The organism is Nocardioides sp., assembly GCF_025964975.1.
GTDB lineage: Bacteria > Actinomycetota > Actinomycetes > Propionibacteriales > Nocardioidaceae > Nocardioides.
This window is the reverse complement of the sequence record NZ_JAOPXV010000165.1, coordinates 18,033-30,805: the sequence shown is the minus strand read 5'-3', so window position 1 is coordinate 30,805 and position 12,773 is coordinate 18,033. Positions and strand designations below refer to the sequence as shown.

11 protein-coding genes and 1 tRNA gene are annotated in these 12,773 nt (G+C 69.2%); 6 read left to right on the top strand and 6 right to left on the bottom strand.

What is annotated here, in order from left to right; all coding sequences use genetic code 11:
* The 3 genes from JWN68_RS12700 to JWN68_RS12690 all read left to right on the top strand — a co-directional run.
* Positions 1-618: DNA primase small subunit domain-containing protein (locus tag JWN68_RS12700; RefSeq protein WP_366519800.1), on the top strand; the 618-nt coding region annotated here is incomplete at its 5' end.
* Positions 615-1,172: a DUF664 domain-containing protein gene (locus JWN68_RS12695; protein ID WP_297739426.1), complete on the top strand. Its 558-nt coding sequence runs from the start codon at positions 615-617 to the stop codon at positions 1,170-1,172. The genes JWN68_RS12700 and JWN68_RS12695, both read left to right, overlap by 4 nt.
* Positions 1,173-1,182: 10 nt before the next feature.
* A complete protein-coding gene (locus tag JWN68_RS12690; RefSeq protein ID WP_297739424.1) occupies positions 1,183-2,205 on the top strand; it encodes a hypothetical protein in 1,023 nt (340 codons plus the stop codon).
* Positions 2,206-2,212: 7 nt separating this feature from the next.
* Here the strand turns inward: JWN68_RS12690 and JWN68_RS12685 are convergent, their stop codons facing one another.
* The 3 genes from JWN68_RS12685 to JWN68_RS12675 are packed head-to-tail and all read right to left on the bottom strand — an operon-like array spanning position 2,213 to position 6,534.
* Positions 2,213-4,849 (bottom strand): stealth conserved region 3 domain-containing protein, encoded by a 2,637-nt coding sequence (locus JWN68_RS12685; RefSeq protein ID WP_297739420.1) that lies wholly within the window; start codon positions 4,847-4,849, stop codon positions 2,213-2,215.
* 25 nt (positions 4,850-4,874) lie between these two features.
* Positions 4,875-5,435, bottom strand: a complete 561-nt coding sequence (locus JWN68_RS12680; protein ID WP_297739417.1) for a hypothetical protein — start codon at positions 5,433-5,435, stop codon at positions 4,875-4,877.
* Positions 5,428-6,534 carry an ATP-dependent DNA ligase gene (locus tag JWN68_RS12675; RefSeq protein WP_297739414.1) on the bottom strand — a complete coding sequence of 369 codons (1,107 nt, stop codon included), beginning with the start codon at positions 6,532-6,534 and terminating at the stop codon, positions 5,428-5,430. The genes JWN68_RS12680 and JWN68_RS12675 overlap by 8 nt, the downstream gene beginning before the upstream one ends.
* 59 nt (positions 6,535-6,593) lie before the next feature.
* Here JWN68_RS12675 and JWN68_RS12670 point away from each other — a divergent pair.
* From JWN68_RS12670 to JWN68_RS12660, 3 genes are all read left to right on the top strand, one after another.
* A tRNA-Gln gene (locus JWN68_RS12670) sits at positions 6,594-6,672 on the top strand.
* Between the two features lie 178 nt (positions 6,673-6,850).
* Positions 6,851-7,216: a hypothetical protein gene (locus JWN68_RS12665; RefSeq protein ID WP_297739410.1), complete on the top strand. Its 366-nt coding sequence runs from the start codon at positions 6,851-6,853 to the stop codon at positions 7,214-7,216.
* Positions 7,213-7,965, top strand: a complete 753-nt coding sequence (locus JWN68_RS12660) for a M28 family peptidase (RefSeq protein WP_297739407.1) — start codon at positions 7,213-7,215, stop codon at positions 7,963-7,965. Before JWN68_RS12665 ends, JWN68_RS12660 begins: the two co-directional genes overlap by 4 nt.
* 75 nt (positions 7,966-8,040) lie before the next feature.
* Here JWN68_RS12660 and JWN68_RS12655 read toward each other — a convergent pair whose 3' ends face one another.
* The 3 genes from JWN68_RS12655 to JWN68_RS12645 form a co-directional block, all read right to left on the bottom strand.
* Positions 8,041-9,843, bottom strand: coding sequence for an Ig-like domain-containing protein (locus JWN68_RS12655; RefSeq protein ID WP_297739404.1), 1,803 nt, complete (start codon positions 9,841-9,843; stop codon positions 8,041-8,043).
* Positions 9,844-10,166: 323 nt separating this feature from the next.
* Entirely contained in the window at positions 10,167-11,867 is a 1,701-nt protein-coding gene (locus JWN68_RS12650) for an Ig-like domain-containing protein (protein ID WP_297739401.1), read from the bottom strand.
* A 198-nt stretch (positions 11,868-12,065) separates the two neighbouring features.
* Positions 12,066-12,767, bottom strand: a complete 702-nt coding sequence (locus tag JWN68_RS12645) for an ABC transporter permease subunit (protein ID WP_297739398.1) — start codon at positions 12,765-12,767, stop codon at positions 12,066-12,068.
* Positions 12,768-12,773 lie beyond the last annotated feature (6 nt).

The following is a 12,773-nucleotide window of genomic DNA, read 5'->3' as shown; positions in this document are numbered from 1 at the left end:
GACCCGCAACCCGGGACGGACTTCTCCGACGCGGTCCGGGTCGCCGGTGTGGCGCGCGAGCTGCTGGCCGACCTGGGCATGATCGGCTTCGCGAAGACGTCCGGCAACCGGGGCATCCACATCTACGTGCGGATCGCTCCGCAGTGGGAGTTCGCCGACGTACGCCACGCAGCGATCGCCTTCGGCCGCGAGCTGGAGAAGCGCGACTCCGGCGTGACGACGGCCTGGTGGAAGGAGGAACGCGGCGAGCGGATCTTCGTGGACTTCAACCAGAACACCCGGGACCGGACCATCGCGTCGGCGTACTCCCTGCGACCTCTCCCCGGGGCGCCCGTCTCCACGCCGGTGACCTGGGACGAGCTGTCCTCCTTGCCGTCGCCCGCCGGCTTCAACCTCTTCACGGTGCCCGAGCGCCTCGCCGGCGGCGATCCGTGGGCGAGCATCGACGACGTCGCGCACTCGCTGCAGCCGCTGCTCGACCTCTGGGAGGAGCACCCCGTCGAGCTCAACTACCCGCCGGACCACCCGAAGATGCCGGGGGAGCCGCCGCGGGTCCAGCCGTCGAAGAAGGTCGCAGGCCACTGGGACGAGCAGGGCAACCGGGTCGAGGGCGCTTGAGCCGGGACCAGCGCGTTGCCCGGTTCGGCGGGGAGCCCACGAAGGACGGACCTGCAGGCGCCGAACGCTGGGTCGGCTACCTCGACTGGGTCCGCAGTGACGTCGCAGCCAAGGTGGCGTCCTTGTCGTACGACGCCCAGCGCACGTCGCAGGTCCCGTCGGGGTGGACCCCTCTCGAGCTCCTCAGTCACGTGCTGCACATGGAGCAGCGTTGGTTCGTCTGGGGCTTCCTGGGCGAGCAGGTCGAGGAGCCGTGGGGTGACTGGAACACTGACGAGCCCTGGCGTTCCGACGACTCGGACGAGACCCTCCCAGCCGCGCGGTGGGTCGTCGCGGACGACGTGACAGTGGAGGCGTTGGTGCTCCGGTTGGACACCGTCGGTGCCCGCACTCGCGAGATTCTCAGCACCTCTCCGCTCGATGCGGTCGCGGCGCCCGGCGGGCGCTTCGCCGCCGACCCGCCGACGCTGGAGTGGATCTGTTTCCACGTGCTGGCCGAATACTCGCGCCACGCCGGGCACCTCGACATCGTCGCCGAGCTCGTAGGCGACTAGCCTCGCCTGCGTGAAACCCCACCTGCTTCTCGTCACCGGATCCGGCCGGTCCGGTACCTCCAGCATGGCCGGGGCGCTGAAGCGGCTCGGCCTGCACGTGCCCCAGCCGGAGGTCCCGGCGGACGAGAAGAACCCGCGCGGCTACTACGAGCCCGAGTGGGTCACCGAGTTCCACAAGCGCGTGCTCAACCCGGTGCCTGTCCGGACCATCGACACCCGCCCGGACGCCGGGGCGATCGCGGCCGAGGCCGGGAGCCGGCCCGAGGTCGAGGCGGAGCTCCGCGACTGGCTGTCCGGACAGCTCGACGCCGAGCAGATCCTGGTGAAGGACCCGCGCGCGTTCTGGATCCTCCCGGTGTGGACCAGGGTCGCGGCCGAGCTCGGCGCGGACCTCAGCACCTTGACGATGCTGCGGCACCCGACCGAGGTGGTGCGGTCGCGTGACTCGGCGTACCTCACCGAACAGACCCCGACCTTCCGCCGCCAGCGGGAGACGGCCAACGTCGCGGCCTGGGTCAACGCGGCCTTCGAGACCGAGCGCTCCACCCGCTCGCTGCCGCGGGCCTTCGTCCGGTATGCCGACCTGCTGGCCGACTGGCGCACGGCTCTCCACCGGGCCGGCGAGCAGACGGGGATCCGCTACAACGCCGACCTGAGCACGCGCGAACCGCACGACGTCGACGACTTCATCGACGCCGGGCTCAACCGGTCCGCGATCACCTGGGACGACATCGCGGTGCCGCCGCAGCTCCAGGGCATCGCCGAGCACACCTGGCAGGCGATGAACGCGCTGGTCGACGACCCGTCCGAGACCGGCGCGATCGAGGAGCTGGCCGGGTTGGAGGGGGAGTACGGCGAGCTCTTCGACTTCTCCGAGGCGATCGCGATGGACGCCACGACCGCTCGGGTCACCGCCGGCCGGCGCGACGTCCGACGCAAGAAGGACGCCCAGCTCGAGGAGCTCCGTCGTGAGCTCGACGAGGTGAAGGCGGAGCTCGCCGCGCGGGGCAAGCCGGGCTTCTTCCGGCGGTGAGCGGGCTTCAGCGCTCCCACGGCGCCGGCAGTGGGAAGTAGTCAACCAGGAATCGGGCCAGCATCGCGTCCACCACGGCTGCGTCGACGGCGAACTCGTGGTGGTCGCCGACGCAGAAGAAGTCGTGGTCGCGGGCACGCAGCTGCTTGAGCTGGCGCTCGACCCGGGCGTTGCTCAGGTCGACGAAGGCTTGCTTGGCGGTGGCGGGGAACGCGGTGCCGGTGAGCAGCCCGTAGTGCTGGGCCAGGCTGGACAGCATCGAGATGTCGGTCTCGCTGCGAAAGGCCGATCGCGCGGTGCGGGCGACCGCCTCGGGGAAGCGCGCCTCGATCTCCGCCAGCACCGAGACCCGGTGCGGGTGCGGGGAGTGCGCCATCACTTGGGTGGTCTCCACGCCGAAGGCGTCCTCGAGCAGCGCCCGGTTGTTGAGCGCGGCCTGCAGGAAGGGCTTGTCGGAGGTGTCGGGGAGGCCGATGGGAGCGTCCCCGACGAAAGCCGCGGCAGCACCCCCGGGGGAGAAGAACCGCTCGGGCCGGATGGGCCGGGCGAGGAAGACGTCGTCGTTGACATAGACGAAGTGCTCGGCCAGGCCGGGGATCTTGTGCAACGCGGTCTCGATGGCCTGGGAGTTGAACGTCGGGAGCGCGTCGGCCGGCAGGATGTCGCGGTGGTCCACGAGGGTGATACCCGGGTGGTCCGCGAGCCAGGTCGGGCGCTGACCGGCGGTGACGATGTGGATGTGGCGCACCCAGGGTGCGAAGAGGTGCAGGCTCCGTAAGGAGTAACGCAGCTCGTCGCGGCTCCGGAACCGCGCCCGGCCAGCGGCCTCACGGCGAGTGTCGGCCCCCTCGCGGCCAGCACGCGCGGCGTTCCAGGCGGGGTCGTCTCCGTCGACCCAGGTGTAGACCGCATCGATCGGAAACGCCACGTCAAAGGCGGTCGGGGCGGCCATCAGCTCCAGCGTGGGCACCTTGACATCGGCGACGGTGACCTCGGTCGTCGGGGTGCCAGGAGGCACCGTCCGCACCCAGCGGTTGGGTCGCGGCGGCACGAGGGTGCCGTCCGGCAAGCGGTCCCAGAACTCGATCTCGACGCCGGCTTCCTCGCCCAGCACCGACCGCACGCCCTGGCTGCGTGGCCACGGCTCCAGGACGAGGCGGTTGGGGGCTGCGCCGTGGAGGGTCTCGACGAGGCTCCGAGCCGACAGGCGGCGTACGGGCCAACCGCGGTCACCGGGGTCGAGCAGCGAGAAGTGGTCCGGGATGTCGGCCAGCCCGGCGAGGACGGCCGCGCGGTGGGCTGCGGGCACGACAACGGTCGGAGCAGGGTTGTCGTGGGTCGGGATGACGAACCAGCCCGGCCCGGCAGCATCTGCGGCCGCGATCGCCAGGGACAGGGCCTCCTGACGCGCCTCACGGGGAGTGATCGGGGGCACCGGGAGGGGCATGCCGTCACGGGTGAAGGGTCCTGAAGCAGCTGCGGAGGTGGGTTCACCGGCGCAGAGCCGGGCGAAGATCGTCTCCCACTCGGCGGCGATGGCATCCGCGTCGTAGCGGCGTGAGGCGGCGAGGGCCCCGGCGCCCAACCTCGAGCGGAGCTCCGGATCACTGGCAACGTCGTGGAGCGCGGCGGCGAGGCCAGCCTTGGACCCGGCACCGACGAGGAGTCCGCTGACACCGTGCGCAACGAGCTCGCGCGGGCCCGACGGGCAGTCGTAGCTCACCACCGGGACGCCGGCCGACATCGCCTCCTGCGCGACGAGGGGGAAGCCCTCGGTCTTCGACGACAGCGCACAGATGGCGGCCGCGGCCCACTCGGGCGCCATGTCGGGTACGGCGCCTGGCAGCTCGACACGATCAGCCAGGCCGACCTTGGCCGCATGGGCCGCCAGCTCGTCCCGCAGCGGTCCGTCGCCGAGGATGCGCAGCCGCCAGTCCGGGAGGTCTGCTGCCACCTCGTCGAAGGCGCGCAGCAGGTGGATGAACTGCTTCTCCGCCACGATCCGACCGGCCGCGACGATCGTCCTGGAGTCCAGCCTCGAGGCGGGCTGCTCGGTCACCGGGAGCGGGTTGGGCATCACGACGAGCTCGGGGGCCGTGGACCCCAGCTCGGCGCCCAGCCAGGCCGCGGTGGACCTGGTCAGCAGTGCGACGGCGGCGACCCGCGGGGCGAACGCGAGCAGTGGCTCCATCCCGCCGACCCGGTCCGCGGAGCTGCGGTGCTCCTGGTGGAGCACCTTCGTGCCTGCGGGGAGCAGTTGGACCGCAGCTGCCATCAGGGCGGGGGTGACGGTGACCACGAGATCGACGTCCAGCGACCTCAACGCGTCGAGACCGTCGTCGGTGAGCTCGGAGAACTGCCCGTCCCAACGTGGCGGGATCAGGCGCGAAGGTCTGCTGGCGCGCGGGTCCTCGTCGCGCGCATCGACGAGGTAGTGCACGACGACTGCCGGATCGATCGCGTAGTGGGGCGTCGTCGCGCTGCGGGTCACGGAGACCAGGCGCACCTCGACGTTGCCGCGCCGCGCCAAGGCGTTCACCTGCGTGATGGTCGATCGGGACGTGCCGCCCATGCCGTCCAGGTTGAAGACGAGGAACGCTACCGACAGTCGCGTCGACCGGCGCAGGCGTGGGGCGAGTTTCACCCGCTCACCCTATGTGCGGCCGGGCTCAGAACCCGGTGACGCCTTCACCGCCACCGGCCTGCTCGTCGAAGTTCTCCTGCTCGAGGAGGTGGAGGACGGGCACCCCGATCTTGCGGCGCGCACGGGAGGTCCAGTCGACGTGGAAGAACTCGGCGACGAGGTGGGGGCGGGTCAGCACGATGACCTCGCGGGCATCGACCTCGCTCACCTTGGACGCCAACGCGTCCACCGGCGGTTCGGCCGTCACCTCGCCGACGGCCTGGCCGCCCGCCGCGTGGATGGCCTGGAGGGTGAGTGCCAGGTCGCGGTGCGAGCGCTCTCGGCACTCCTCGCGCACGGCGTCGAGGTCGACGTCGCTCATCACCATCGCCGGTGCAGCCATCACGTCGCCTGCCCCGAGGGTGCCCAGCGACGCCTCGATGCGGGCCGAGGCGTCCTCGATCGGGAGGAGCACGTGGTAGACGACCGTGTCGGAGATGTCCTCGTGCAGCGACCTGACCTGCGTCGCGTCGCCCGCCGACATCGCTGCCTCGACGAGGAGCACGACGTCGTAGGTCCCGGCGCCGTCGTTGATGTTGTCAGTCATTCTCATCGCCCCTTGTTCGGTTGTCGGCCCCGCTCAGGACTCTAGCGAGGTCGTAGGTCACTGGCTCCTCGAGCTGCTCGTAGCCGCAGGACTCCGGATCGCGGTCGTCGCGCCAGCACTTGAAGTGCGCGGTATGGCGGAAGCGCCGGCCCTCCATGTGGTCGTACTTGACCTCGAGCACCCGCTCGGGACGCAGCGGCGTGAAGCCGAGGTCCTTGCCGGCACTCCAGCGGCTCTGGGTCCCGGGCACGCGATCCGGATTGGCGGTCAGGAACTCCTGCCACTTGCCCCACGGGTGGTCCTCGATCGGGCAGACCAGCGGCCGCAGCTCCTCGATGAGCTCGGCCCGTCGGGCAGCCGTGAAGCTCGCGCTGACCCCGATGTGCTGCAGCTCGCCATCGGCGTACAACCCGAGGAGGAGGCTGCCGAGCAGTGGCTTCTCGGGCGTGGAGGTCTTGTGCTCGCGGTAGCCGGCAACGACCACGTCGGCGGTCCGCTCGTGCTTGATCTTCAGCATCGTGCGGGCGTTGGGCTCGTACGTCGCATCGAGCGGCTTCGCCATGACGCCGTCGAGCCCAGCGCCCTCGAAGTCGTCGAACCACTCCTCGGCCTCGGCGACGTCCAGCGTGGTGCGCGTGAGGAAGCACGGTCCGGTCAGCCCCCCCAGGGCGTCAGCCATGGCCGCCCGACGCTCGTGGAAGGGCCGGTCGAGGTAGGACCTGTCGCCCAGGGCCAGCAGGTCGAAGGCCACGAAACCGGCCGGGGTCTTCTCCGCCAGCATCTTGACGCGACTCTGCGCGGGGTGGATCCGCTCCTGGAGGACCTCGAACTCCAGCCGCTCACCGATCGCCACGAAGAGCTCTCCGTCCAGCACGATCCTTTCCGGCAGCTGCTCCTTGATAGCCGCCACGACCTCTGGGAAGTAGCGCGTCAGGGGCTTGGTGTTGCGGCTCGTCAGCTCGACCTCGTCGCCGTCGCGGAAGACCAGGCAGCGGAAGCCGTCCCACTTCGGCTCGAACGAGTAGCCGCCGCTGGCAGGCACGGCCTTGACCGACTTCGCGAGCATCGGCTGGAGGGGTGGCATCACAGGCAGGTCCACACCGGTGACCCTAGTCCGAATTCGCCGACCGGCGGCCGGGCCCTAGGCTTACGCATCTATCCCCGGTTGGTCTGCCGGCAGGGCCCGCCTGACTTTGAATCAGGACTAGCGACGATGGTTCGACTCCATCCCGGGGAGCAAGATTCTCACGCCTCCTAGCACCACCGTGCTGGTGCTGCCACGCAACGAGGGGCTGCGCAAGGCGGTCACCCTCGAGGGCGTTCGGGAGCACCTACAGGCGTTCCAGGCCATCTCTGACGCCAACGGCGGCAACCGCGTCGCTGGCTAGCCGGGATACCAGGCGTCGGCCGACTACGTGGAGACCAAGCTGGAAGCGGCTGGCTACACGGTCACTCGTGACCCGTTCGAATTCGTCTTCAACGCCGACCGCACCCCTCCTGTCTTCAAGCAGACCAGCCCGGCCCGGGTGGACTACGTGGACGGTGTCGACGTCTCGTCCATGACGTTCTCCCCCAACGGCGACGTGACGGCCGCCGTCACGGCGGTGGACCTGGTCGTCCCCGCTCCCGGAGCTGACAACGGCCACACCAGCGGCTGCGAGACCTCGAACTTCGGCGGTTTCCCGGCGGGGACGATCGCTCTGGTCCAGCGGGGCACCTGCCCGTTCGACGAAGGCGGCCAACGCGGCGGCCGCGGGAGGCTTCTGCCGTCGTCGTCTTGAACGAGGGCCAGGCCGGGCGGACCGCCGCGCTGGCGGGCACCCTCGGTGGGCCGCAGTCCTACAACGCGCCCGTGGTCGGGACCAGCTTCGCGATCGGCGACGACCTCCGCAACGGCGTCATCAACGTTCCGACCGGCAGCACCGTGCGCGTCAAGGTCGATCGGGTCAACGAGAACCGCACGACCGAGAACCACATCGCCGAGACCCCGACCGGCGACCCCGACAACGTCGTGGTCGTCGGCGCGCACCTCGACAGAGTCACTCGTGACCCGGGGATCAACGACAACGGGTCCGGCTCGGCCGGCATCCTGGAGATTGCTGAGCAGTTCGCGGCCCGCGGGATCGAGCCGCGCAACAAGGTGCGCTTCATCTGGTGGAGTGTCGAGGGGTTCGGCCTGCTGGGCTCACGTGCGTACGTCGCCGAGCAGACCCCGGCCCAGTTGGCGAAGATCAGGCTCAACCTGAACTTCGACATGATCGGGTCGCCGAATTTCGTGCGCTTCGCCTACGACGGGGACAACTCGCGCTTCCCGGTCGGGCGCAACTCGGCCGATGGGCCGCAGGGGTCGGACGAGATCGAGCGGGTGTTCCACGACTACGTCGCCTCGCAGGGCCTGGCCTCGTCGGAGACAGCGTTCAGCGGTCGTTCGGACTACGGACCGGCGGCTGGACCGGTCAGCGGCTCGACCAGCACCCCCGGCGGTGGTGGTCTGCACCCCGAGCACGACCACGAGGAGCTCGACCGCTGACCGCGTCTCGGTCATGAACGAGGTCGTCGGCCGGACTCACCTGTCCGGCCGACGGCCCCCGCGCTCAGACGTGGATCACAACGTGTTGAAGCGGGACATGCGGGCCTTGCGGAGTGCGTTGCCGGCGAGGTCCTCGGCGGCCCGCTTGACCACGACCAGGTAGGTCGTGTTGCGCTCGAGGTCGTGCTTCGGATCGATGAGCACGCGGTTCTTCGAGGCTTGGTACGTGAGCTTGACCTCGACCGCCTTGCCGGTCTCGACCGAGACCAGCTTGACGGCACGCTTGACCGAGGCGGGGTCCATTGCCTCGCTGAAGCGCACCATCGCGGAGGCCGAGACCGCGATGCGGTCCTCGTCCTTGCGCGGCTTGACGGTGCGCACCTTGGGAGCCGTGGTGTCCGCCTCGGTGACGACTGGGGCGGCAGAACGTGCGACGGTGACGGTGACGGTGGCCGGTGCGGAGACGTTGCCCGAGGAGTCGGTCGCGGTGGTTGTGAAGGTGTGCGACCCGTTGGCGAGGTCGGTGAAGGACACGCTCCAGGTTCCACTCTCAGCCACCGTGTTGCGGGTCTTGCCGCCCGTGGTGACCTTGACCAGTGCGCCGGCTGTTGCGGTGCCCGTCACTGTCACGGCTCCGTCGGTGTCGGTTGATCCGCTGGCAGGCGAGGTGATGACCGGTGTCGACGTGGCGTCGGCCGTCGTAATGTCCAACGACCAGCCACCGGAGATGGCGTTGACGTCTCCCTCCGCTGCCACTGCGGCCTGCGCTTGTCTGCTATTGCAGAAGCATTCCTCCTGGGCAACGTAGAGCTTCCAGGTGCCGTTGGGGTCCGCTCCGTCGAATGTCGACAGGGCGGAGCTGAGGTTGGCAGTGTCAGAGCCCCCGACGTACTCAACTTCGGTGTCGTCGTCGTCGTAGTCGACGGGCCGGTAGGTGCCGGTGGTCGGAGCGAGGTCCCGGTGGACTCGCACGCCAGCTTCGTCGTCAAGGTGAAGGGTCACGTCCTCCAGTGCGTGATCGTCACCACCGGCGTCGCTCAGGACGTGGGCGCGGCGACCGTCAGGGCTCTCGAGCACGAACTCGGTGTCGTCGAGCCAGCCCAGGTCGATGTCGGTCAGCGACAGATTGACGTCGGTGATCCCGTTCGGCAGGCCAGAGACAATCTGGGTCGACGGGCTCGGCGACGCAGCGATCGAGTAGTCGAACCAGACCTCCCAATAGCTGATGTTGCCGACGGCGCCGGTGGTGTCGTCGACGGCGTACAGGCTCCAGGTGCCGTTGGGAGACGTGCCGTAGAAACCGTCGAACTCGCTCGGGCCAGAGGCCGGCGCCGGAGTCGGGAACGTGTCGGAGTCGTTGGCCGTCGTGTCCCAGTCGACCGGGATGGAGTCCGCGTAGTAGAAACCTTCCGTCCACCATGCGGGCGAGCCGGAGTTGCTGTCGTCGGCGAAGGGCTGGTCCGCGTCGGGGTAGAAGTTGATGTACCCGTTGTAGGGGTTGTCCCCACCGGCATCGCTCATGAGCATCGTGCTCTTGCCGTTGGGACCGACGAGCATCAGGTCGAGGTCGTCCAACCTCTCATGGGTCAGCTCGACGTAGACCCCGATCTCGCTGATTCGCGCGTTTGTGGGAGCGGTCGTGAACTCGATCTCTGAGGGATAGACCGAGCTGGCACCGGCGTCCTCGCCGAACTCGATGTCAGTGTCGGTCCCTTGCCAGTCGTCACCGTCCTCACGGTCAACATCGGCGACCGAAATGGGAGCCGGGTTGGTGAAGCTGCCTGAAGCCGCCGAGACGGGGGCCGCCACGGCCATAGTGGCCAGGAGGCCGGTGATGGCAAGAGCCGAGAGGGCTCGCCGGGGGGGACAGTGGGTCATGTTGTTCCTCGCTGTTGGAGCGTGGCCGCCGCACGCGGCCCTGGTATCACCGAACCTATGTTCGGAGCGGCGTTTCGAACGCCGAACGTCGGAAATGGCCCGTCCTTGACAGAGATGATCTAGACCGTTGGCTCCGGCAGGCAAAGATTCCCGCGTTGTCAGGCGGCGCTGGACCCATGTGCGATAGCGGGGAACTCGTCGGCGGTGAGCCAGAATCACGCCGATCCGGTCGCCCATGATCCAGGGTTGCGGGCCCAGAATGAGTCCACCCCGGACGACGACGCGGGTGCGCCGTCGTCCGGGGTGGACGGGTCAGACGTGGATCACAGAGTGTTGAAGCGGGACGTGCGGGTCTTGCGGAGTGCGTTGCCAGCGAGGTCCTTGGCGGTCCTCGTGACCACGACCAGGTAGGTCGTGTTGCGTTCGAGGTCGTGCTTCGGGTCGATGATCACCTTGTTCTTCGCAGCCTTGTAGGTGAGCTTCACGTCGACGGCCTTGCCGGTCTCCGCCGAGACGAGCTTGACCGCATGCTTGACCGAGGCGACGTCCATCGCCTCGCTGAAGCGCACCCTGGCCGACGCGGAGACGGCGATCCGGTCCTCGTCCTTGCGCGGCTTGACCGTGCGCACCTTGGGAGCCGTGGTGTCGGCCTCCGAGACGACAGGGGCGGCCGGCCGCGCAACGGTGACCGTGACGCTGGCCCGGGCAGAGACGTTGCCCGAGCCATCGGTCGCTGTGGCGGTGAAGGTGTGCGAACCGTCGGCGAGATCCCCGAAGGTCACGGTCCAGGCGCCGCCCTCGGCCACGGTGTTGCGGGTCTTGCCGCCGGTGACGACCTTGACCAACGAGCCGGCTGCCGCAGTGCCGGTCACCGTGACTGTGCCGTCAGCGTCGTTCGAGCCGTTGGTGGGGGACGTGATGACCGGGGTGGCGGTGGCGTCGGCCGTGGTGATCTGCAGCGACCAGCCACCGGTGATGGTTCCCTTGATCGAGCCACTCTCCTGGGAGACGTAGAGCTTCCAGGTGCCGTTGGGGTCGGCTCCGTCGAAGGTCGACAGCGACGAGGTGAGGTTCTTGGTGTCGAACCCCGAGACGAACTCGCTGGGGTCGCCGTCGTCGTAGTTGACGGGCTGGTAGGAACCGCTCGCCGGCAGGTGGTTGCGGCGGACGGGATCCGCTGCCTCGTCGTCGAGCGTGAGCGTGACGCTCTCGTCACCAGGGTCACCGGGCGGTTCCGCCACCTCGGCACCGGCCAGGAAAGGCCCGCAGAAGGGGAAGGGGAAGGGGAAGCAGCTGCCGCTGCCCTCGACCTCGCCGCCCGCGTCGCTGAGGACGTGTGCGCGCCGGCCGTCGGGGCTCTCGAGGACGAGCTCGGTGTTGTTGAGGGACGGCAGGTCGATGTCGTTCAGCACCAGGCTCACGTCGGTGATGCTGTTCGGGAGGCCACTGACGGGCACGGCGGAGGGGTCCGGTTCAGCTGGCACCGAGTAGCTGACGGTGAGGTTCCATCCAAAGATCGAGCCGACGGAGCCGTCGGTGTCGTCCGCGGCGTACAAGCTCCACGTGCCGGTCGGGGACGTGCCGAAGAGGTCGTCGAAGTCGTCGGACGCACCGGCGGGGGCAGGGGCCGGGAAGGCGTCCGAGTCACCGGTCGTGGTGTCCCAGTCGACCGGGCCGTTGCTGCAGATGGAGAAGAGGCACCAGCCCGACGCCGCCTCGTCCGCGAGCACGGGCCCGGTGGTGCCGAACTGCAGTGGGTTGCTGAACGAGTTGGAGCCGTAGGCGTCGCTCAGCAGCATCGTGCCCTGCATGAACACCGTGACGGCGCTGATCTCTGCACCGGCGGGCGCTGTGAGGTCGATGGTCGACGGATACACCGAGGCGGGGCCGGTGGGGTCGCCGAGCGGGATGGTCGTCTCGTTCGAGCCGCCTGTGGACTCGCTGGTGTCAAGGACGATGGGGGCCGGATTGGTGAAGCTGCCGGAGGCTGCGCTTGCCGGTGCAGCGACCGCGAAGGTGGCCATCAGGCCGACGATCACGGAAGCGGGCAGGGCGGCTCGCCGGGAGCTGGCGCAAGGTGAGTCCTTTGGGCAGGGCTGCGGGACCACCGTGCGTGACCCCGTCGTCGCGAAAGTAACGCCGTGCGCGGGTTCCGAAGCGGAATGGATGAACCGTCACCCAGTTGTGGAAGACGGTCCAGACCAGAAGCCGCGCTACGTCGGCTACTCGTCCTCGGTGAGGGCGAACGACCGCAGCCGGTCGCCGGCGAACCAGACCCCACCGATCGTGACGACGAGACTGGCGATGACGGCCCAGGGCAGGTTGGCCGGGTCGTCGAGCAGCGACGAGATCTCGTGGCCGACGCGGATGCCCCACTGCCCGACGCTGAGCCAGGCGACGCCGCTGAGGAAGCCACCGGCGAGGCCTTCCCAGATCAGCACGAAGATCAAGCCGGCCACGACGGCGTGCCGGGTGAAGGCGGACAGGGCAAGGAAGAGCGCCGAGTAGGTCGTCCCCGCCACGAGGGCGGCGATCCACCAGGCCAGGGCCCGGTCACCACCACCGGCAATCAGAGCGGCAGCAAGCACCCCCAACGAGCCGACCCCCACGGTTGCGGTCCAGGCGACCACCCACTTGGAGACTGCGATGACGTGGCGGCTCACCGGCTTCGACAGCAGGTAGACGATCGAACCGTCGTCGACCTCCGGACCCAGCACCGAGGAGGCCGCGAGGATCGCCACCAGCGGCAGCACCAAGGGATAGCCGAGGAAGCTGACCATCGGCCACGCGGCCTCGCCGTCCGATGACAGCGAGCTGATCAGCACGGTCAGCCCGATGAGCGCGAGCGGCAGGCCCAGCAGCAGCCAGAAGCGCCGCCGACCCAGGAGTGCCTGCAGCGCGAGCTTGACGATCGTGGCGTTCATTTCGGC